At 54.0% G+C, this 21,408-nt stretch carries 21 protein-coding genes; 10 read left to right on the top strand and 11 right to left on the bottom strand.

All coding sequences use genetic code 11. The features are described 5' to 3' along the window. Positions 1-6: 6 nt before the first annotated feature. The 4 genes from KZZ10_RS12225 to KZZ10_RS12210 are packed head-to-tail and all read right to left on the bottom strand — an operon-like array spanning position 7 to position 5,128. Complete coding sequence (locus KZZ10_RS12225; RefSeq protein WP_259661809.1) at positions 7-1,569, bottom strand: acetolactate synthase large subunit; 1,563 nt, start codon at positions 1,567-1,569, stop codon at positions 7-9. Next, complete coding sequence (locus tag KZZ10_RS12220) at positions 1,566-2,744, bottom strand: acyl-CoA dehydrogenase family protein (RefSeq protein WP_259661808.1); 1,179 nt, start codon at positions 2,742-2,744, stop codon at positions 1,566-1,568. Before KZZ10_RS12220 ends, KZZ10_RS12225 begins: the two co-directional genes overlap by 4 nt. Next, positions 2,737-3,543, bottom strand: coding sequence for a GntR family transcriptional regulator (locus KZZ10_RS12215; RefSeq protein ID WP_259661807.1), 807 nt, complete (start codon positions 3,541-3,543; stop codon positions 2,737-2,739). Before KZZ10_RS12215 ends, KZZ10_RS12220 begins: the two co-directional genes overlap by 8 nt. After that, a complete protein-coding gene (locus tag KZZ10_RS12210) occupies positions 3,518-5,128 on the bottom strand; it encodes an AMP-binding protein (protein WP_259661806.1) in 1,611 nt (536 codons plus the stop codon). The genes KZZ10_RS12215 and KZZ10_RS12210 overlap by 26 nt, the downstream gene beginning before the upstream one ends. Positions 5,129-5,346: 218 nt before the next feature. Here KZZ10_RS12210 and KZZ10_RS12205 point away from each other — a divergent pair, with 218 nt between their 5' ends. Together KZZ10_RS12205 and KZZ10_RS12200 are read left to right on the top strand one after the other, a co-directional pair. Then, complete coding sequence (locus tag KZZ10_RS12205) at positions 5,347-6,276, top strand: Bug family tripartite tricarboxylate transporter substrate binding protein (RefSeq protein WP_259662206.1); 930 nt, start codon at positions 5,347-5,349, stop codon at positions 6,274-6,276. Continuing rightward, positions 6,273-6,992 carry an SDR family NAD(P)-dependent oxidoreductase gene (locus tag KZZ10_RS12200; RefSeq protein ID WP_259661805.1) on the top strand — a complete coding sequence of 240 codons (720 nt, stop codon included), beginning with the start codon at positions 6,273-6,275 and terminating at the stop codon, positions 6,990-6,992. Before KZZ10_RS12205 ends, KZZ10_RS12200 begins: the two co-directional genes overlap by 4 nt. Here KZZ10_RS12200 and KZZ10_RS12195 read toward each other — a convergent pair. From KZZ10_RS12195 to KZZ10_RS12175, 5 genes are all read right to left on the bottom strand, one after another. Beyond that, the gene (locus KZZ10_RS12195; RefSeq protein WP_259661804.1) at positions 6,989-7,873 is read right to left on the bottom strand and encodes an alpha/beta fold hydrolase; all 885 of its coding nucleotides are present in this window, start codon (positions 7,871-7,873) and stop codon (positions 6,989-6,991) included. The two genes, KZZ10_RS12200 and KZZ10_RS12195, sit on opposite strands and share 4 nt — an antisense overlap. Before the next feature lie 56 nt (positions 7,874-7,929). After that, complete coding sequence (locus KZZ10_RS12190) at positions 7,930-8,691, bottom strand: enoyl-CoA hydratase-related protein (RefSeq protein ID WP_259661803.1); 762 nt, start codon at positions 8,689-8,691, stop codon at positions 7,930-7,932. 74 nt (positions 8,692-8,765) lie between these two features. Then, positions 8,766-9,470, bottom strand: coding sequence for a Bax inhibitor-1/YccA family protein (locus KZZ10_RS12185; protein ID WP_259661802.1), 705 nt, complete (start codon positions 9,468-9,470; stop codon positions 8,766-8,768). 124 nt (positions 9,471-9,594) lie between these two features. Then, entirely contained in the window at positions 9,595-10,032 is a 438-nt protein-coding gene (locus tag KZZ10_RS12180; protein ID WP_259661801.1) for a DNA polymerase III subunit chi, read from the bottom strand. 8 nt (positions 10,033-10,040) lie between these two features. Continuing rightward, positions 10,041-11,564 (bottom strand): leucyl aminopeptidase, encoded by a 1,524-nt coding sequence (locus KZZ10_RS12175; RefSeq protein WP_259661800.1) that lies wholly within the window; start codon positions 11,562-11,564, stop codon positions 10,041-10,043. 188 nt (positions 11,565-11,752) lie between these two features. Between KZZ10_RS12175 and KZZ10_RS12170 the strand changes: the two genes are divergently transcribed. Next, positions 11,753-12,697 carry a CysB family HTH-type transcriptional regulator gene (locus tag KZZ10_RS12170; RefSeq protein WP_259661799.1) on the top strand — a complete coding sequence of 315 codons (945 nt, stop codon included), beginning with the start codon at positions 11,753-11,755 and terminating at the stop codon, positions 12,695-12,697. Between the two features lie 72 nt (positions 12,698-12,769). Further along, positions 12,770-13,105 carry a DUF2325 domain-containing protein gene (locus KZZ10_RS12165; RefSeq protein WP_259661798.1) on the top strand — a complete coding sequence of 112 codons (336 nt, stop codon included), beginning with the start codon at positions 12,770-12,772 and terminating at the stop codon, positions 13,103-13,105. On the opposite strand, the gene KZZ10_RS12160 is transcribed toward KZZ10_RS12165, so the two are convergent. Further along, positions 13,073-13,693, bottom strand: coding sequence for a C40 family peptidase (locus KZZ10_RS12160; RefSeq protein WP_259661797.1), 621 nt, complete (start codon positions 13,691-13,693; stop codon positions 13,073-13,075). The two genes, KZZ10_RS12165 and KZZ10_RS12160, sit on opposite strands and share 33 nt — an antisense overlap. A 105-nt stretch (positions 13,694-13,798) precedes the next feature. Between KZZ10_RS12160 and KZZ10_RS12155 the strand changes: the two genes are divergently transcribed. From KZZ10_RS12155 to KZZ10_RS12130, 6 genes are all read left to right on the top strand, one after another. After that, positions 13,799-15,685 carry a propionate--CoA ligase gene (locus KZZ10_RS12155; protein WP_259661796.1) on the top strand — a complete coding sequence of 629 codons (1,887 nt, stop codon included), beginning with the start codon at positions 13,799-13,801 and terminating at the stop codon, positions 15,683-15,685. Then, on the top strand, positions 15,682-16,089 hold the full coding sequence (locus KZZ10_RS12150; protein ID WP_259661795.1) for a GlcG/HbpS family heme-binding protein: 408 nt from the start codon (positions 15,682-15,684) through the stop codon (positions 16,087-16,089). Before KZZ10_RS12155 ends, KZZ10_RS12150 begins: the two co-directional genes overlap by 4 nt. A 51-nt stretch (positions 16,090-16,140) precedes the next feature. After that, positions 16,141-18,120, top strand: a complete 1,980-nt coding sequence (gene acs, locus KZZ10_RS12145; RefSeq protein WP_259661794.1) for an acetate--CoA ligase — start codon at positions 16,141-16,143, stop codon at positions 18,118-18,120. Between the two features lie 177 nt (positions 18,121-18,297). Continuing rightward, complete coding sequence (locus tag KZZ10_RS12140; protein ID WP_259661793.1) at positions 18,298-18,756, top strand: CopD family protein; 459 nt, start codon at positions 18,298-18,300, stop codon at positions 18,754-18,756. 37 nt (positions 18,757-18,793) lie between these two features. Further along, a complete protein-coding gene (locus KZZ10_RS12135) occupies positions 18,794-19,561 on the top strand; it encodes an SDR family NAD(P)-dependent oxidoreductase (RefSeq protein ID WP_259661792.1) in 768 nt (255 codons plus the stop codon). A 50-nt stretch (positions 19,562-19,611) separates the two neighbouring features. Further along, on the top strand, positions 19,612-20,463 hold the full coding sequence (locus KZZ10_RS12130) for a fumarylacetoacetate hydrolase family protein (RefSeq protein ID WP_259661791.1): 852 nt from the start codon (positions 19,612-19,614) through the stop codon (positions 20,461-20,463). Here the strand turns inward: KZZ10_RS12130 and lipP1 are convergent. Next, positions 20,436-21,389, bottom strand: coding sequence for a LipP1 family hormone-sensitive lipase (gene lipP1, locus KZZ10_RS12125; protein ID WP_259661790.1), 954 nt, complete (start codon positions 21,387-21,389; stop codon positions 20,436-20,438). The genes KZZ10_RS12130 and lipP1 overlap by 28 nt on opposite strands. Positions 21,390-21,408: the final 19 nt, after the last annotated feature.

Raw genomic sequence — 21,408 nt, 5'->3', positions numbered from 1 at the left:
TGAAAATTACATTACTAATTCGATGAGGCGAGGGCCTTTCTCTTTGTTTGCGACACGCAGGGCATTGGCAAAGTCCTCCATCGTTGTAACTTGTTGTCCCGGCACGCCATGACCCCGGGCGATCGACACCCAGTCTAAATAAGGACGATCAAGATCAAGCATGCGTTTGGCATTCTCACCGGCTTCTGGTCCACCCATATTGGCAAGCTCCCCACGCAAAATTTTGTATGAACGGTTGGCAAAGATCACAACCGTCACATCGAGTTGTTCGCGCGCCATCGACCACAAACCTTGCACCGTGTACATGGCGCTGCCATCACCAATTAAGGCAACCACTTTGCGATCTGGACAAGCCACAGCAGCCCCCACTGCTGCAGACATTCCCCAACCGATTGCACCACCTGTAATTTCAATGCAATCGTAAGGTGCAGCTTGGTGCGTGAGTTTTGAAAACTGCCGGCCTGTTGTCACAGACTCTTCGACCATGATGCCGTTTTCTGGCATCAACGCAGTGATCACGGTACCAATGTGTTCAACCGTTGGCGCGCCGCTAGGTAGATCAGTAATGATGGGACCGGTCGAGAGTTGAGCAGGCACCGTGTTGTTAGCCCCGAGAGCATCAACCAAGGCCTGCAGGGTTGCATGAATGTCGTGGGTTAATGTCGCAAGGGTATGTACCTGACAATCAGGTTGTTGAATCATGCGTGGCTTATTGGGATACGCAAAAAAAGCAACGGGTGAGGCACTACCGACAAGCACTAAATGCTTGGAGTCCTTGAGCATAGCGACCGCGCCATCGACTGCGAAAGGCAGCGGCATGATGTTGACGCGGCCTCGACCGCGTTCGAGTCGTGGGTTACGCGGCTCACTGGCAAGCTTGCACCCAGTGTGTGCGGCGATTTTTCCGGCTAGCAGTGCTGATTTAGCGCGCAGTGCCACTCCACCGAGTAGCAGCGTCGTGGCCTCAGCCGTTTTGCGATCCGATAACAAGCGGGCGATCGCTAAGACAGATTCTGTCAGCGGTGCAGCAGTGGTTTGTGCGGGTGCCGTTGAATAGTGTCCGGGGTCAGAGGGCTCCCAAGCGCAGTTGGCGGGCAAGACGAGGGTCGCGATACGGCCCGGCGTACTGCGGGCTTGTGAGACTGCCTCGGCTGTATCTAAGGGTGCCTGACTTGCTGACATGGTCGTCTTGACCCAGTGCGACATCGGGCGGGCGACAGCCTCGACATCCGAATTCAGTGGGGCGTTGTTATGAATGTGGTCTAAGGCATGCTGTCCGACGATGTTGACCATACCGCTATTCGCGCGTTTTGCGTTGTGAATATTGGCCAGGGCATTGCCTAGTCCCGGTCCCAAATGCAGCAACGTCGCGGCGGGCTTCTCCGCCATACGGTAATACCCGTCGGCTGCGCCACTGACGACGCCCTCAAATAAACCGAGAACGCAGCGCATGCCTGGGGCGCGATCTAGAGCCGAGACGAAGTGCATCTCCGAAGTGCCAGGATTGGCAAAGCAGATATCTACCGCACCGGCGAGCAGAGTTTTTACCATTGCTTCCGAACCGTTCATTTTTGTACTCCTCCTGTTTTATTTTTCATGGTTTCGCGCGCAATGACGACCTGCTGGACCTCGGTGGCGCCTTCATATATCCGTAGTGCTCTAATTTCACGATACAACATTTCCATCGGGTGTCCTACCTTGACACCCAAGCCGCCGTGCAGCTGCACACAGCGATCAATGATACGTTGCGCTGATTCTGTGGCAAAAAGCTTAGCCATCGCAGCAGAGCGTGTGGTGCGTTGCTTCAGAATGTCACGCTCCCAGGCGGCCCGATAAACAAGCAGCGTTGCCGCGTCGATTTCGGTGCTCATGTCACCAATGGCCGCTTGGGTGATCTGTAGGTCAGCTAAGGTAGCTCCGAACATAGGTCGTGAGGTCGCACGCGCGATGCCCATATCAAGAGCGGCCTCTGCAAAGCCCAAGGCGGCAGCACCAACTGACGCACGAAACACATCTAAATTCTGCAGGGCAACTTTAAATCCTTGTCCGGGCATACCAATGCGCTGTTCGACGGAAATGTCGCAGTCTGTGAAAGTGAGTGTGCCAATCGGATGGGGGGCACATACATCAAACCGTTCCGTCACTGCGAGGCCTGGGGTATTGGCGTCTACAACAAAAGCGGTCACACCTTCCGCTTCATCGTTTTCTACCCTGGCAAAGACGGTATAAAAGTCGGCGATGTCGGCGTTTGATATCCACGTTTTGACGCCATTGATTCGGTAGCCTGAGGCGGTACGCGTGGCGCGTGTCGTCATGGCAGCGACATCCGAGCCAGCGTCCGGTTCCGACAAGGCGAAGGCGGCGAGCATGTCACCGCGCGCGACCTTCGGCAAATACTTTTGCTTGAGTGCTTCAGAGCCGAAGAGCGAAATAGGTCCGCTTCCTAGTCCCTGCATGACGAAGGCGAAGTCGGCGAGACCGTCGTAATAACCCAAAGTTTGACGCATCAAACATAAGCTGCGCGAGTCGAGCTCCTCGAACATCCCACCGTAGGCTGCAGGAACGCAATAGCGTAACCACCCAGCATCGCCAAGCAGTCGGGTGAGCTCTTGGCAGCGGGCGTCCACGCTGCCGTGATGTACACGATTCGTCAGATGCTCTGCTGACCAGGCGTGTGCAGCGTCGTGTAGCGCGTGATGTCCTTCATCAAAAAATGGTAGTCGTAAGGAGTCTGGGTTAAACATTTGGTCGATTCTCGATTAGGTCGAACTTCATTTGGACGTAGCGTGTTGGGATTTCGAGGCGCGCAAAATAAATTACACGTTGACCGATACAAGCGTAGCGTCGTAGCTCAGCTACCGGTGCAGAAAGAGGTAAGTGCAAGGCTTGTGCCGAGTCTGCGCCCGCCTCGATGATGCTTACGAGTTGCTCGGCATGGGTTAGCTTGTCGCCGTGCAGTTCATTTAAGACAGAGACAACGGTGGCATGGCGATAACGCGCCGCATGTTGGCGATAAATGTCTCGGTCTAGATAGACCTCGCTGTAGCAGAACGGTCCCGTCGATGTGGTGTGTAGGCGTTGCAGATATTGAAAACTGCCTTTGCAATCGAAGGGGCAATCCATGCCAAGCAAGGGGAGGGGCACGTCTGCGCTGAGTTCCATGAGCGTCGTCGTACCAAGCGCTGCTGAAAGGGCAACAGTCTCTTCCCAGCTGGTGGGAAGAGCAAGCTTGAGGGGCTGTGGAATGTTTTCGTTGACATAAGTGCCCGAGCCTCGTGAACGATGGATCAGCCCTTCGCGTTCAAGCAGGCCGAATGCCTGGCGGATCGTTGCCCGAGAGACGCCTAGATCCTCGACTAAGGTGTCCAGAGCGGGGACTTGTTCGCCACGGGGCCAGACGCCACGTTCAATATTTCTACGTACGATCGCAGCCACCTGCAAATACAGAGGCTGCGGGCTGCGCGCGTAAAGAAGATCGTTGGACGGTTTCAAGGGTTCAGTATCGAGGGCAAAGTACTTACGAACGTTTGGCGAGCCACGCATCCGCCATATCGCGCAATTTGTTCTTTTGAATTTTTACTGCATTGGCACTTTCAACCGATGGAAAGCTTGTGACAACTTCAAAATGCACAGGAACCTTATAGCCCGCCATCTCGCGCTTACAGGCCGCTGTCCAGCCGACCGTGTCGGCCTGTTCACCTTCTCGCAGAATGACAAAAGCGACCGGCAAGGTCTTTGTGCCGAGAGTTCCCCCGACGACTTGACAGGCTTTAACGCCGGGTAAGGACTCGACGGTTTGTTCGATTTCCGCTGGATTCACCAAAAAACCAGATAAACGCATGGAATCTCCCATGCGTGCCTGAAAGACAAACTGCTGCTCGCTTAGGGCATAACCAAGGTCACCAGTCTTAAAGAAGCCATCGGTCGTCATGGCTTTTGCTGTTGCCTCCGGGTTATCGAGATAGCCGATCATCAGGCTCGGAGAAAATATCTCTATTTCACCTGACTCGCCTGTTGCCAGGATCTTACCTGTCGACGGATCTGTCACACGCACTCGGGCTGTCGGATGAATAAGTTTTCCGCCCGCCAAATAGCGCACGCGGAGATCTCCGGCATCTTCGTGCGTTGGTTGTGCAGCCACAAGCGCCTGCAACTCGCTTGAGCCGTATAAACCCGTTAGCGGCAAATGATTGCGCTCAGCCTGTTCGAGCAGACTTGTGACGGCGGGCGAGAAATTTGCAAAACCAAAGAGTTTGCAGGATGCAAAGTCTGCAGGGGAGTCTGCCGCTTCCAGTAGTTTCAAAATCGATTCGTTATTTGCATAGGTGTGCGAGACCCGGTGTCGTCGAAGTTGCGTCAGTGTGCTGTGTGTATCTGAGACGGCTTCGCTCACGACGGTACAGCCTGTCACCAAACCGCCAGTCAGCGTTGAAAAACCAAAGGCACCACAAAACGGCGCGCTGGCTAAAATGCGACTGTCGGCGTTGTAGCCATAGGCCTCCTGCATGGCCTCGCCATGAACGATCAGAGTATGCTGATCATGCAATACGAACTTTGGTAAGGATGTTGTGCCAGAGGTGGTAAAGCATATCGCCCCCGCGTTACCCACTGCAGGATGGGGAGTGCTCGGTGTGTCGATCAGTCTGGCGTAGTCGTACACCGCACAGCCGCGTGCAGCAATCGCACGAACGGCAGGGCTTTGGAAGTCGCCGAGCGTGACGATTCCCTTGAGGCGTGCAAGCACATCCGCTGGGACATCAGCCAGAATATCCGCAAAAGCGATTCCTTTGAATTCTGGCCATATTACCAGCCAATCTGCCTTGCCGCGGCCAATAATGTCTGCGACCTCTTTGCTGCGAAAGCGTGTGTTCACGGCCAGTACGGTTGCACCAAGATGCGCGCAGGCTAAAAATGTTTGTACCCACGCGAGGCAATTGGGTAGCCAGACGGCTACGCGCTGATCGTGTTTTATGCCAAGTGCGTGTAAATTTCCTGCGAGTTGCTTGGCTTGTTGCTCGAGCTGTGCGAAAGTCGTTTCAGAGTCTCGATCAATCAGCGCAATCTGCTGAGCATGGGTCTTGGCCAGCTCCGTTAGGCGTTGAGAAAAGAAAAATGGTGCTTGCGCCATGCTTCAGGGCCTTGTTTGAAGTTGAGTCGAAGTCGCGTTATTGTTTGAGCGCAAAATAATGCTAAATCAAGTACGATTAATCTTACTATAGTGCTGATATACGTACTTTATTTGAAAGTACTTCTCTTATAAGAAAACTCCCGGAGCAACACACGATGCAAACAAGACGTTTTTTTCTACATACCGTTGCCGCAGCGCTAGCTGCCGGTTCGTTGGGGATGGTCTCGAGCGCTGTCGCGCAGAGTTTTCCTAGCCGTCCTGTGACCTTAGTCGTTCCCTACCCAACCGCGGGTGCGGCTGATATTTTTGGTCGCTCCATTGCCCTGGCGATGGAAGCAACACTCAAGCAGACGGTTATCGTCGAAAACAAGCCAGGCGCTGCCGGTAACGTGGGCCTGACCCAAGTGGCACGTAGTAAGCCTGATGGCTACACCATCGGTTTGGGGACCATTGGCACACAAGCCATCAATCAGTTTTTGTATACCCAGATGCAATTTGATCCCGGCACAGATCTTGTGCCAATCGCGTTAGTGTCGACGACGCCAAACGTGATTTCTGTTGCAGCGAATTCGCCGTGGAAAAATTTAGGTGATGTCATCAAGGCAGCAAAAGCTTCGGGTGACAAGAAGCTGAGTTATGGCACCCCTGGTATCGGCTCCTCACCACACCTGACTGGCGCATATTTTGAGGCGATGGCAGGCATTGAATTGCTGCATGTTCCGTTCAAAGGTGTGTCGGCCTCGATGCCTGCACTGATTGGCGGGCAAATCGACCTATTGTTTGATAATTTGCCCGGCTCTATCGCGCAGATTAAAGACGGTTCGCGTATCCGCGGTATTGCCGTGACCTCGGCCGAGCGCACCCCGCTCGCTCCTAATTTACCGACTTTCGCTGAAGGTGGAGTTGCGGGCTTTGATGTCACGGCCTGGTTTGCGATCTACGCTCCCAAGGGTACGCCGCAGCCTGTGATGGACAAGCTCATTGAGGCTGCGCGCGTGGGTCTTAAGTCGGAGAAGGTTGCCGAGGCTTACATGAAGTTGGCGGCAGTGCCTGGTAACTTATTTGGCTCCGATCTAGCGGCCTTTGAAGCCAAAGAGCGTGCCAAATGGGGCAAGTTGATCAAAGACCGTGGGATCACAGCGCAATGAACGGAACAGCACTTGTTACGGGCGGTAGCCGTGGTATCGGACGTGCGGTGGTAGAAGACCTCATCGCCGAGGGCTACGAGGTGATTAACTTTAGCCGTACCGCTCCGGCCAAGTTATTGCCTGGTGAGATTTTTGAGTCGGTCGATCTAGGTGATACGAAGCGCACCCGTGAAGCGGCTTTAGATTGGGCTTCCAAGAAAGATATCCTCAATCTTGTGAATAACGCGGGCATGATTCATGTCGGAAAAATCGAGGACATCAGCCTCGAGGACGTTGACGACATGATCACCCTAAACATGGTGGCGCCACTCTTGCTAACCCAAGCTGTGCTGCCCAAAATGCGTGCCCACAAGTTTGGTCGTATCGTCAATATTGGCAGCCGTGCAGGGCTGGGTAAGGTCGGCCGGACCGTCTATGGTGGCACCAAGGCGGGTCTTGCAGGGATGACACGCACTTGGGCGCTCGAGACTGCGCCGCATGGCATTACGGTCAATGCGATTGCACCGGGTCCTGTTGCAACAGAGCTGTTTTTGGCGAGCAACCCACCAGAACTGCCTCAGACCAAGAAAATCATGGAGTCTGTGCCGGTGGGGCGTTTTGGTGAGCCCGCCGAAATTGCGCACGCTGTGCGCATGTTTCTGGATAAGAAGGCGGGCTTTATCACCGGGCAACTACTTTACGTGTGTGGCGGCCTATCCGTCGGTTTGACGGCTTAGGTTTTCATACCCGTGATGGACTTGACCATGGCACGTGGATCACGCATGGGCCAGCGACCGCTGCTAGCCTGACTAATGAAGTCACCGACGATCCGGTTGAAGTTGACCGGATCCTCAATGTTAAGCGTGTGCCCGCAATTCGGCATGATCGACAAAGCGGCTGAAGGGATGGTTTCCTTCAGCATGATGCCTGGGCGCAAACAGGGCCAGTCTTCGTCTCCGTTCAAGATTAAAGTCGGCACAGTGAGCTTCTGCAGTCTGTCAGTTAAGGTGTAGAGCGAAGGGCGTTCACGTTGCACACCGAGCTGTGTGTTGGCCGAACCCAGTGCGGAATGACCATAGAACTGTTCTTTGAATTCGGCGAAACCATTGGGATCAGCACGCTCAAAAGACAAGCGTGTTGGACCATACGCATACTTGTCGACAAACGCTTTCATCCCCTCTTTAAGCAGCATCGCGGCACTTGCTTCCGCCTCTTTGCGGAATTGATCGCGGATCTCGAGTTCGGCGCCATAACCACAACCAGCTACGCAAAGTGACAAGGCTCGTTCGGGGTACAGCAGACCAAAATGCAGTGTGGCGAACCCGCCCATCGACAAACCAACGACGTGGGCTTTTTTGATTTTTAAGTGATCTAGTACTGCAAGAATATCGGCCGCTGCGCGATTTTGAGAATACGACGACACATCAGGCGGAACCGCCGAAGGGGGGTAGCCCCGCGCGTTGTAAGTAATGACTTGATAGTGGCGAGCAAAATGGCGAACCTGCGGTTCCCAGCTTTCTTTATGACCCGCGAATTCATGCACAAAAATAATAGGTGTGCCGGAACCGGTTGTTTCGTAACAGAGATCGACACCGTCGTCAGTTTTTGCGAAAAGCATAATTTCTCCTGTGAGTAGTGGTAGCTTGGCATGTGAGGGCGTGCAGCGTCAAGATATCAACGCGACTTGTTCGCCTCGCGGGCTTTAAAAAAATTGGCAAATGCCTGTTGCGCTTCAGCGGATTGGAGTCGTTCGGTAAAGTGGCCCCACTCATAATCAAACGCCGCATGGAGCATGGGCCTCTGTGTGTGCTTCATCATACGCTTGGAGAGTTGTAGCGCCTGTGGTGGCAAGGCAGCTAATTCGCCAGCGGTTTGTAATGCTTGTGGCAAGGCTTGACCGGGCTGTGTCACGTCAGTGATAAAGCCCGCCTCTAGCGCTTCCTGTGGCCTGAAGGCTCGTCCGCGCAGCAACCAGTCATTCGCTTTGCGCGCACCGACCAATTGTGCAAGTAGCACGCTTGAGGCACCCTCTGGGCACAAACCTAGAGGCACGAATGGTATTTTGAATAAGGCGTTTTCGGCAGCGTACACAAAATCACAGTGTTGCAACAAGGTCACGCCGATACCGATGGCATTGCCTTCGATCGCCGCGATAATGGGTAGATCTGAGTCCACCAGCGCGCGCAGCAGTGTGATGCCAGGACTATCGCCCGCTGGACGCGGACGTTGAAAATCTTTCAGATCATTGCCAGCGGTAAAGTGTCCTTGTGCGCCGGTCAGGACGATTGCGCGGGCTTGGCCGTCCGAGCTGGCCTCGCGTATGTGCGTCGCCAGCGTTAGATAGGTCTGTGCATCAAGAGCGTTACGGCTCTCTGGTCGATTGATGGTCAGGGTCAACACCCCTTGGCTTGATTCGCTTAGTACCGTGTTGCTCATTTTGCATTCCATACAGTTCAAAAAAAAGCTCACCCGAAGGTGAGCTTTTTAACATCAAAGCGTACAAAGGTTTGTTAATCGCGGTTGCCGCTTGTAATGCCAATGATGGCGAGCAAATTCGAAAACACGTTGTACACGTCTAAGTAGATTGCCAACGTGGCCGAAACATAGTTCGTTTCACCGCCGTTGACCACACGCTGTAGATCGATCAGCATGAAGGCGGAGAAAATCACAATGGCTAGAACTGAAATCGTGAGCATCAGTGCGGGTATTTTGAGCCAGATGTTGGCGATACCAGCCACCAACAGAATAACCACGCCGATGAACATGAACTTACTCAGTCCAGACAGGTCGCGCTTGATCGAGGTCGCAAGCGTGGCCATTGTGCCGAACACAATTGCAGTGCCGCCGAACGCGAACATGACGAGCTGTGTGCCGTTACTCATACCCAACACGAAGCCGAGCAGGCGTGAAAGCATGATGCCCATAAAGAAGGTGAACAGCAGCAACAAACCGATGCCAAGCGAACTGTCTTTGTTCTTTTCAATGGCAAACATCAGACCAAACGCGCCAATCAGAAAGATAATCGCACTCATGCCAGGGCTCGATGCCATGACTTGATTGATGCCGCTCATCATGCCGACGGCTGCGCCCAACACAGTGGGGATCAAGGACAGCGCGAGTAGCCAATAAGTGTTGCGTAAGACACGGTTGCGCACGACCTCTACAGCTGCGCCCTCGTGGGGGTTGCGGGATAGGGTGGGGCGGTAATCGCTCATGTAGTGCTCCTTTTACTAAAAAATGTAGACAAGACAAGTACGCCGTCTTGTAGCTATGACAGAAAGCATACCTGACAGTTCCCTGAAAGGCTAGATTCCTTTTGTTTTTTTAGGGTATTCCAGGCTATGCCGTTGGTAAACGAAAGGATTTCACGTCATGTCCACCCGCTTGATAAATTCGCCATCGTTCGCGGGCGGCTGTCTTGTCTGCATCGTCCTCCGAAACGATCTCTAGAATCCGGGTCACGTTCTCGATTCCCGGAGGGCAGTGGTCATCCAAATTTAATAACCAGGCGGTGGCTGGCGCGCGGGCTAATGCCTCAGGCAAGTCCGTTGAGACCAGCCAGATCGGGGTTTGCGCGGCCAGCGGGTCGTGCGCCGCGACATGCGGTACGAAGGCTGCTTCATCGACTGCCCACAGCTTTAGATCGAAAGACTTGAGTCTTGCCGGGTCGGTGCAATACACCAGTAGTGGCTGCCCGGCAAGATACTGACGCAGGCTTGTTTGACAGGCCTGCGTGATGCGCTCCGTTGCGCCAAAGGCGAAGTCGATGCGCGCCATCTGGTTCTTTACGCCTGTCCCAGCAGGTAGTGCACCAACATACCCACTGGGCGGCCTGTTGCACCCTTAACGGCACCGCCACGCCACGCCGTGCCTGCGATGTCGAGGTGCGCCCAGGGATACGCTTTGGCAAACCGTGACAAGAAACATGCTGCGGTGACTGCGCCTCCAGGCTGACCCCCAATGTTGGCCATATCTGCAAAGTTCGACTTCAGTTGTGCCTGATAAGCATCGTCTAACGGCATGCGCCAAGCAGGGTCTTGCGCTTGCTTGCCAGCCGCAAGGAGAGCTTCGGCGAGAGCGTCGTCGGTAGAAAATAGTCCTGAGTTCACGTTCCCCAGCGCGACGACGCAGGCGCCTGTCAAGGTAGCGATGTCAATCACGGCCGAAGGCTTGAAACGTTCCGCGTAGGTCAGTGCGTCGCAAAGAATCAGACGTCCTTCCGCATCGGTGTTGAGGATTTCAATGGTCTGGCCCGACATGCTGGTCACAACATCACCAGGTTTATTTGCTGTGCCACTAGGCATGTTTTCACAAGTCGGAATCAGTCCAATGACTTCTCCGGGTAGACCGATCTCCGCAATGGCGCGCATCGTACCGAGCACGCTTGCCGCACCACACATGTCGAACTTCATTTCGTCCATCGTGGCAGCAGGTTTGATGGAAATCCCGCCGGAGTCAAACGTGATGCCTTTACCCACTAAGACGATTGGTCCTTTGTTCGTCCCTTTGCTTGTTGCCTTGCTCGAGGCGCGCGCCGCGGTTTTTCCTTGGTAGTGCATCACGATGAAGCGAGCGGGTTGCTCGGAGCCGCGTGCAACCGACAAGAAAGACCCCATGCCAAGTTTTTCAATCTGTTTGGGATCGAGTACGGTGACTTTGATGCTTTTGAATTCGCGCCCGAGTTTTTTAGCTGTTTCGCCCAAGTAGGTCGGCGTGCAGAGATTGCCTGGTAAGTTGCCCAGTGTGCGCGCCAACGACATCCCCTGCGCAAGCGCGGCTCCTTCAGCAATACCTTGATTGGCGGCAGCCTGATCAGCCTTAGCGATTAAGGCGACAAACTTTTTTAGTTTTGGACGGGCCTCGAGATCGGGTTTTCCAAAACTTGCGTCAAAGTGGTAGGTGCTCGAACCGACGGCGCTTGCCGCTGTGCGTGCGCGTGCGCGCGCATCGCTTTGTGCGTAAGCGATCGCTGAGAGGGTTGATGTGGCCTCTGTCAGGCGCGCTTGGACACAATACGCGGCGAAGGCCTGCTCCGCGGTGACGTGCGTCTTTGCGCTGTACTCGCTCTGCTTGCCTAACCCAACCAGCACAACACGCGCGGCCGAGACACCTTTCAAGTCACGCAGCACCACGGTCGTCCCAGCAGCGCCCGTGAACTCGGCTTTGATGACTGCTTTCACTGCTCCCTGACTTGCGCGGTCAATCGCGTCTGCGGCAGTGCTTAAGATGCCATCCTTAAATACGCCCACCGCCAAGGCGGCTGTTTTGTGTTGATGTGGCGAGACCGATGCGTGGGTGCTGAATTCCATTTGGCGAACCTGTATGAAGGTGAAAATTGGGTAGCTCTTGCTTACGGGAATTATCCCGCATGTTGATCGTGCGTGCGCATCGATGAACATGCGGGCGATGCTAAGAATTTCAGGAGTTAAGTTTATACAAATTTGTTATTTAGAATATTTTCTTTATTACTTATAATCGTGGTGATGGGAGAAACCACATGAATTTGCAGCAATTTCGTTTTGTCCGTGAAACCATACGACGCGACTTTAATCTGACCGAAGCCGCGCGCTCGCTGTTTACCTCTCAGCCTGGCGTGTCTAAAGCGATTCTCGAATTTGAGGATGAACTTGGCGTACAGATTTTTGAGCGTCACGGCAAGCGCATCAAGGGCCTTACCAAGCCCGGTCGTTCGGTGGCTGCCGTTGTTGAGCGCATTATGTGCGAGATCGACAATCTTAAGAAAGTGAGCGACGAATACGCCCGCCGTGATGAGGGCAGTCTAGTGATTGCCTGCACTCACACGCAGGCACGCTATGTCTTGCCGAAAATTATCCCAGCCTTTCGGCAACATTTCCCCAAAGTGCACCTTTCCCTCGCAGAGGGTAGTCCACCTCAGCTAGCCGAGATGGTGTTGAATGGACAGGCCGATCTGGCCATCGCAACCGAATCGCTCGCCCTCACGCCAGGGTTGGCAACCTTGCCGTGCTACAGCTGGACCCACTCGGTGGTTGTCAGACCCGAGCATCCGCTTGTCGCCTTGTCGGCCAAAAAGAATTTTGCTCTGACGCTTGAGCACTTAGCCAGTTATCCGTTGATTACCTACGATCGTGCATTCTCAGGGCGGGGTTCGGTGGACCGAGCGTTTGATGCACAGGGCCTGCGTCCAGATATCGTTCTTGAGGCTATTGATGCTGACGTCATCAAGACTTATGTCGATGTGGGGTTGGGAATCGGGATTATCGCGGGGATGGCCTATGAGCCGCACCGTGATGCCAACCTTGTCTGCATTCCAGCGGGACATCTCTTTGGCGAGCAGACAACACGCGTGGCGCTCAAGGCGGGTGTGTTTTTGCGGGATTATGTCTACACCTTTATTTCGATGCTGACTCCTGAGCTTGATGCGGATCGCATCCGTGAATTGGTCGAGAACAAACGAGAATAGGTATCATTACGCTTGCTATTTAAATGAGAATCATTATCATTTGGTCTGTACCTTTTCAAAACAGGAGCAGACATGATTCCAACTATCAGCGCAGTTATTGTCGGGGCCGATCGGCTTGGCAATATCCCCAATCTGTTACGCGACCACAATATCGCTATCACTCACCACATCAGTGGGCGAGACCCCTCCCATCAAAAGAAGACCTTGCAGCTACCTACGGGCACGCAAATGGTGATCCTATTGACAGATTTTCTGGGTCATAACGTCATGAAAACATTCAGGAATGCCGCACAACGGTCTGGCGTGAGGGTCGTGGCGTGCAGGCGCTCTGTTTGCGCGATGCAACAGGCACTAGAGCAATGTGGGTTGTGCGGGTTAGCGCGTTGCGACTTCGGTGGCAGGGCTTAACCGGCGAGCACCGGTGTAGCGCATGGTCCAGTAGCGCAGATTCATGTCTTCGATACGGACCACGCCACCCCGCGAGGGTGAGTGCACAAACTTATCTTGGCCAAGGTAGACGCCCACGTGGGAGTAACGCGTTCCAAGCGTGTTAAAAAATACTAAGTCCCCGACGGCCAAATCGTCTCGCTTGACCGTGTCACCATACTTAGCGATGTCGTCCGCACGCGGCGGCAACTTCAGACCAAGGGATTGTTGAGCCGAATACAAAACTAAGCCGCTGCAATCAAAACCCGTTTCCGGTGACTTACCACCCCAACGGTAGCGAATGCCCAGATGCGTCAGGGCTTGCGCTGCCAACGGGTGATTGATATCACCGATAATCAGACCCGAGCCGTTTCTGTATCGATTCAAAAAGGCGCCGATCGGATCTGTCGAACTACGCCAATCATGCGCGTAGCCGCCAATACCCGAACCCGCCTGTTTGTTTGAGTCGGCACAACCAGTGAGTGCCAACGCCAGCGCGCAAGCGACCAGCCAACCCAACCTAGGGCTAGACGATCGGAAATGCGAAATGGTGGCTAAAAAAACTGACATGGCACCCAATAAAAAAACAATTTGGCAAGCCTCGTGCAAGCTTGACTTGCCATAATCATAGTACAAAAAGTGTGCCTAATCGCACAAAACGGCTGCGGAGACCCTATGAACCCGATTCAAACTACTCACAGAGCCTCGATTCATGATCGAGATAATTTCTGGGCGGCTGAGGCTCGAGAAATTCACTGGGAGAGTCCATTTTCGCAGGTTTTAGACTTTTCTAAGCCGCCTTTTGCGAAATGGTTTGTCGGCGGGCACACTAATTTATGCTTTAACGCGGTTGATCGTTGGCTAGATAAGCGCGGTGATGAGCCCGCTTTGGTTTGGGTTTCAACGGAAGTCGATCAGGAAGTGACGTACACGACCCGAGCGCTGTACCAAGAGGTCAATGCGGTCGCGGCCATGTTGGTCGAGCAAGGCGTCAAGCAAGGAGATCGGGTACTCATTTACATGCCCATGGTGCCCGAGGCTGTTTTTGCGATGCTTGCGTGCGCGCGTTTGGGTGCGATCCACTCGGTTGTGTTTGGCGGCTTCGCCTCAGTCAATCTGGCTCAGCGTATTGATGATGCCTCACCTAAAGTTATTATTTGTGCGGATGCGGGTTCGCGTGCGGGCAAGGTCACACCCTATAAGCCTTTGTTAGACAAGGCTATTTCGCTGTCGACCCGTCCCCCCGAGCATGTCATTGTGGTGAATCGTGGTTTATTTGACTACGAGCCAGTGTCTGGCCGTGACCTGGACTATGCCACGCTGCGTGCCAAGCACGAGGGTGCGAGCGTCCCGGTGACTTGGTTAGAGTCGTCGGCTCCAAGTTACGTGCTTTACACCTCCGGAACGACGGGTAAGCCCAAGGGTGTGCAACGCGATACGGGTGGGTATGCCGTCGCGCTCGCCTCGTCCATGAAGCGTATCTTCAATGGTGCGCCAGGCGATACTTATCTCTGCACCAGTGATATCGGCTGGGTGGTCGGCCACTCGTATATCGTTTACGGCCCGCTGATTGCCGGGCAAACGACCATTCTGTACGAGGGTACGCCCGTTCGCCCCGACGGCGGTATTCTGTGGAGCCTCGTCGAGCGCTTTAAAGTCAACACGATGTTCTCGGCACCAACGGCTATCCGAGTGCTTAAGAAACAAGATCCAGCGCTATTAAAAAAGTATGACCTGTCGACGCTTCGCGCGCTCTACATGGCAGGTGAGCCGCTCGACGAGCCAACTGCACAATGGATTGCGGAAGGGTTGGGCAAGCCGATTATCGATAATTACTGGCAAACGGAAACGGGCTGGCCGATTTTAGCTGCGCAGCCTGGTATTGCACCTGTTCCCACCAAGTTTGGTAGTCCATCCTTCCCCGTCTATGGATTTGATGTGCGTGTGTTGGACGAACAAACCGGTCAGGACCTCGGGCCGGATCAAAAGGGCGTTGTAGCGATTGTGCCACCCTTGCCGCCCGGTGCAATGACGACGATCTGGGGTGACGACAAACGATTCGTTGAAACATACTTCACCTCCATTCCTGGCCGGCAGGTTTATTCGACCTTCGATTGGGGCTTGGTCGACGACGAGGGCTATTGGTTTATTCTGGGTCGTACAGATGATGTGATCAATGTTGCCGGCCATCGGCTTGGTACGCGCGAGATTGAAGAGTCTATTAACAGCCATCCGGCGGTAGCCGAGTGTGCGGTGGTTGGCATTGCCGATCAGCTCAAAGGGCAGGTGGCGGTTGGCTTTGCGGTGTTGAAAGACCCCAGTCAGTTAGTCGATGCTGCTGCCAGTATGAAGCTGGAAGGTGCAATCATGAAGGTGGTCGATGAGCAACTTGGCCCTGTCGCAAGACCGGCACGCGTGCGCTTCGTCACCACGTTGCCAAAGACGCGCTCTGGTAAAGTGCTTCGCCGGGCAATTGTTGCAGTTTGCGAGGGACGCGACCCAGGCGACCTCACCACAATTGAAGACCCGAGTGCTCTCGAACAAATTAAGGATTCGCTATGAAAACTAAACCTATGTTGACTGACGCCGATGTTTCTCTCATTTTGGCTACAGCGAAAGCGCATGCGCAAGCTAATAAGTGGGCTGTAACCATTGCCGTGGTGGACGATGGTGGACACCTTTTGGGCCTGCAACGCCTTGATGGCGCCAACACGATCTCGGCCCACATTGCACCGGCCAAAGCACATACTGCCGCGATGGGTGCTAGGCCCTCCAAGGTGTACGAAGATGTGATCAACAACGGACGTATGTCGTTTCTGTCCGCGCCTCTTATTCAGGGCATGTTGGAAGGCGGCGTGCCAATTATTGTCGAAGGCCACACAGTTGGAGCGGTCGGTGTCTCAGGAGTGCAGTCTTCCGAGGACGCGCAAATAGCAACAGCTGGCATTGCGGCACTTAAGTTGTAAAACTTTTTATCTAACGGGCATCCATCCCGGTTACTGAGGAGACAACATTCCATGGCTAATTCAATTGAATCCGTTCTGGTTGAAACACGCGTATTTCCACCACCCCAGGACTTCGTCAAACAAGCCAATGTGTCAGGCCAGGCGGCCTACCAGGCGTTGCTCGAAGAAGCTGACCGAGATCCCAATGCTTTTTGGGGACGGATGGCGCGCGAGCAGTTGCAGTGGACTAAACCCTTTACTAAAGTGCTGGATGAGTCGCGTGCGCCATTTTTTGAGTGGTTTGGTGATGGCGAGCTCAACGTCTCTGCCAATTGCCTGGATGCTAACCTCAAGAATGGTAACGCCAATAAAGTCGCGATTATCTTTGAAGCGGATAGTGGCGAGGTCCTCAAGGTCACTTACCAACAGCTCTATGAGCGCGTGTGCAAGTTTGCCAATGGCTTGAAGTCACTTGGCTACAAGGCTGGCGACCGTTCGATCATTTACTTGCCGATGTCGATTGAAGCAATTGTTGCCATGCAGGCATGCGCACGATTGGGCATCACGCATTCTGTGGTGTTTGGCGGGTTCTCAGCTAAAAGTTTGCATGAACGCATCGTGGATGTGGGTGCGAGTTTGGTGATTACAGCAGACGAGCAAATGCGCGGTGGTAAAGCCATTGCGCTTAAGCCTGCTGTGGACGAGGCTTTTGGTATGGGCGGCTGTGAAGCCGTGCGTCATAGCATCGTCTACAAGCGTACGGGTGGCAAAGTCAATTGGGATGCCAAGCGGGATGTATGGATGCACGACTTGGTGGAAAAACAGGCTACCGATTGTGCGCCAGTACCCGTCAATGCAGAACATCCCTTATTCATTTTGTACACCTCTGGTTCGACGGGTAAGCCCAAAGGAGTTCAGCATTCTTCAGGCGGTTACTTGTTGTGGGCCAAGCTCACCATGCAGTGGGTTTTTGATGCCAAAGCGAGCGATGTTTTCTGGTGTACGGCCGACGTGGGCTGGGTGACAGGACACACCTACATCACTTACGGCCCCTTGGCTGCAGGCTTGACACAGGTCGTATTTGAAGGTGTTCCGACCTATCCTGACGCCGGTCGCTTCTGGAAGATGATTCAGGACCACAAGGTTTCAATTTTTTATACCGCTCCGACAGCGATTCGCTCGTTGATCAAGGCCTCTGACGCCAACGATGCCCATCACCCCAAGTCCTACGATATGTCGAGCCTGCGACTGCTCGGCTCGGTGGGTGAGCCTATTAATCCCGAGGCTTGGATGTGGTACTACAACAATGTGGGCGGTGGCCGTTGCCCGATCGTTGACACCTGGTGGCAAACAGAAACCGGTGGTCACATGATTACTCCGCTACCTGGCGCGACGCCACTCAAGCCAGGCTCATGCACGACACGTCTGCCTGGCATTACGGCAGCAATCGTGGATGAACTCGGTGGCGATGTCGAAGCAGGACATGGTGGCTTTTTAGTAATTAAGCGTCCTTGGCCTTCCATGATTCGTAACATTTGGGGCGATCCGGATCGTTTCGAAAAGAGCTACTTTCCCCCTGAGTTGCGGGGTTACTATCTCGCGGGTGACGGTGCGCAATGCGACAAAGACGGTTGTTTCTGGATCATGGGGCGCATTGATGACGTGCTGAACGTGTCTGGCCATCGTCTTGGCACGATGGAAGTCGAGTCCGCCTTAGTCGCGCACGAGATGGTTGCGGAGGCTGCAGTAGTAGGGCGTCCAGACGCAACGACAGGCGAAGCGGTGGTTGCTTTCGTCGTGCTCAAGCGCAGTCGGCCTGAGGGTGACGAGGCCATCGCGATTGGCAAGCAGTTGCGCGACTGGGTGGCTAAAGAGATTGGTCCGATTGCCAAGCCTAAAGAGATTCGCTTTGGCGATAATCTACCCAAGACGCGCTCCGGAAAAATCATGCGTCGCTTGTTGCGCGTGGTCGCCAAGGGGGAGGTGGTCACACAGGACGTGTCCACTTTAGAAAACCCCGCGATTCTTGATCAGTTATCCAAACCGGTTTAAGCGAGCTCGAATTTTTTGCTTTGATAAAAAGGGGCCTTCGGGCCCTTTTTTAATAGCCCTAAGATTTGCCCGATTTTTAAACGCGAACGAGACGTGCGCGGTAGACTCTATGCCATCTTGCATTTTGGAATCCATGTGGATTTCTAAGACACAGTAAATTTCGGTATGGAGATTGCAATGTTGATGGCCTCTTTGGTGGTGTTGCATTTGTTAGCGGCCCTAGTTTGGGTCGGTGGAATGTTTTTTGCGCACACTGCACTGCGTCCGACTGCGGCAAGCGTTTTGCAGCCGCCAGAGCGCCTGACCCTCATCAGTGGTGTTTTTGGTCGTTTTTTTATCTGGGTGAAGGGTGCAATCCTTGTGCTGTTTATTTCTGGCTTTGGTTTGATTCACTTTTTAGGCAATTTCGGCAAGCTGGGGTGGTATGTTCATACGATGTTGTTAATCGCGGTCGTCATGACGGTGATTTTTGCGTATATCTACGGCGGCCCTTTCCGTATGCTTAAATCTGCGGTAGCCGCAAAAGACTGGCCGACAGGCGGGCTTGCGCTTGCCAAAATTCGGCCCCTTATTTTTACTAACTTAATTCTCGGTTTGATCACAGTAGCGATCGGTGCAGGCGGGCGCTACTTGTAGTCATCATCCACGAGATCTCTGATCACGAGGCCATGCGATGACAAACACAGTACGGTACGACTTCAACGGTAAACATGCCGTGGTGACCGGTGGCGCGGCGGGCATCGGCCAGGCCTGCGTACAGCAGTTTGTGAATGCAGGTGCGCACGTTTCGATTTGGGATCGTGACCCGCAAGCGCTGCAGGTCGCGCAGGCTTTGCATGGCTCAAAGGTGCACACGGTTCAGGTTGATGTATCTGATGCGGCATCGGTTGCTCAGGCACTCGCTTCTTCCACAAACTATTGCCCCCATATCGATATATTGCTCAACAGCGCCGGAATCACTGGCCCAAATGCGACGGTGGTCGACTATCCGCTTAGCGAGTGGGATCGTGTATTTGCAATCAATGTGCGCGGCACCTTGCTTGCGTGTCAGGCCGTGGTCCCTGTCATGAAGCTCGCTGGCCAAGGGAAGGGGATAGGGCGAATCGTCAATATCGCCTCAGTCGCAGGCAAAGAAGGCAACCCTAATGCGTCGGCCTATAGTGCCTCGAAAGCCGCAGTCATTGGCTTGACCAAGTCTTTAGGCAAAGAGCTTGCCCTGACAGGCATCACGGTGAACTGCATTACGCCGGCTGCGGTGCGCACCGGCATGTTTGACCAGATGACGCAACAACATATTGATTTCATGCTGTCCAAGATTCCTATGAATCGTTTCGGTAGCGTCGATGAAATCGCTCATTTGGTAATGTGGCTATCGTCGGATGCGTGCAGCTTCTCAACGGGCGCCGCGTTTGATATTTCTGGCGGTCGCGCAACATATTGATTACACGCCGTGATAGCTGTTAAATTCAGCGCTTCATCCAAGGAGAAGCAATGAAACTCGTACGCTATGGCGCCAAAGGTAAAGAAAAACCCGGCCTGATCGATAAAGAAGGGAAGTTGCGTGATCTGTCGGGCGTCGTGCCTGATATCACTTCAGCACAGCTGTCTAGCGCAGCGTTGGCCAAGCTTGCCAAAATCAAGACGAGCACGTTGCCCTTGGTCAAAGGCAAGCCGCGCTACGGTGTCCCGCTTGCGGATGTGGGCAAGTTTTTAGCGATCGGTCTGAACTATTCTGACCACGCTGCAGAAGCTGGCATGCCTTGCCCGAAAGAACCGATTATTTTCTTTAAAGCGGATACCAGCCTGAGCGGCCCCAATGATCCGGTGATGTTGCCCAAAGGCTCAAAGAAATCCGATTGGGAAGTTGAACTCGGCGTGGTGATTGGCAAGAAAGCACGATATGTCACGAAGAAAGACGCACTTAAGCACGTTGCTGGCTATTGCCTGATCAACGATGTGTCAGAGCGTGAATATCAGATCGAGCGTGGCGGCACTTGGGATAAGGGCAAGGGTTGCGACACGTTTGGCCCTGTTGGTCCTTGGCTGGTAACGGCTGATGAAATCAAAGACCCACAGAAACTGGGTATGTGGTTGGATGTAAACGGCAAACGTTTCCAGACGGGCACCACCAAGACCATGATTTTTGATGTGCGGACGATTGTCAGCTACGTCAGTGAGTTTATGACCCTATTGCCAGGTGACATTATCACCACTGGTACGCCTCCAGGCGTGGGTATGGGTGTTAAACCCAAACCACGTTACCTCAAGGCTGGCGACGTCATGACGCTAGGCATCGAAGGCCTGGGCGAACAACGTCAAGAGGTCGTTGCGTTTAAGAAGTGATCCCTGAGGGTTTGGGCGCAGAGTTTGACGGCGGTGTTGGCCTCGTCGATGATGCGTCCCATTGGGATAAAGCCGTGGATTTGTCTCGCAAAGCAGATGTACTGCGTGGGCACACCCGCGGCGGATAGTTTATCCGCGTAGTCTCGGCCTTCGTCGTGCAGGGGATCGTAGCCCGCAGTGATCACCATGGCGGGCGGCAGGCCACTGTGGTCTTTGGCCAGCATCGGTGAGCCACGCCAATCTTTACGCATCCATTGTTCAGGCATGTAGTGCCCAAAGAAGTAAGCCATTGTTTCGCGTGTCAGCAAGTAGCCTTCGCCATTTGTGCGCATCGATTCGCGCTCTTGGCTGGCGTCGGTAACGGGATACAGCAATAGCTGTAGCACTGGCTTAAACCCGTTGTCTTGTTTGAGTGTTAAGGCCACCACCGCAGCCAAGTGCCCGCCTGCACTATCCCCGCCAATCGCAATGCGCTTTGGGTCAATCTTTAAGGTTGCAGCGTGGCTGTGTATCCACTTGGTGGCGGCGACGCAATCATCGGAAGCGGCAGGCATCACGTGTTCTGGGGCCATGCGATAGTCAATCGACAGCACGGAGCAACCAGCCAGATTTGCTAATGATCGACACAGTGTGTCGTGCGTATCGAGATCGCCAATCACGTGACCACCACCGTGGTAGTACACCAGAGCGGGCAAGATCGCGTCGGCTTTGCTGCCGATTGGACGAATCACGCGGACCGGGATCGGACCCAGTGGCCCAGGGACTTGAATGTCTTTGCTTTCTGCGACTTCAGGTGGTTCGGGCTGGCTAAAGAAACGACGCTCTCGATAAAACTGCCGCGCCTCAACAGGCGGCGAGGCATGCATCGGAGGAATCCCTTTTTCTGCAACGAGATCAATCAGGGCTTTGGCTTGTGGATCGAGCATGGCAGCTTTCCTCTTGCGC

It is taken from the genome of Zwartia hollandica, assembly GCF_019923725.1.
GTDB lineage: Bacteria > Pseudomonadota > Gammaproteobacteria > Burkholderiales > Burkholderiaceae_B > Zwartia > Zwartia hollandica.
This window is presented reverse-complemented; position numbering and strand designations above follow the sequence as displayed.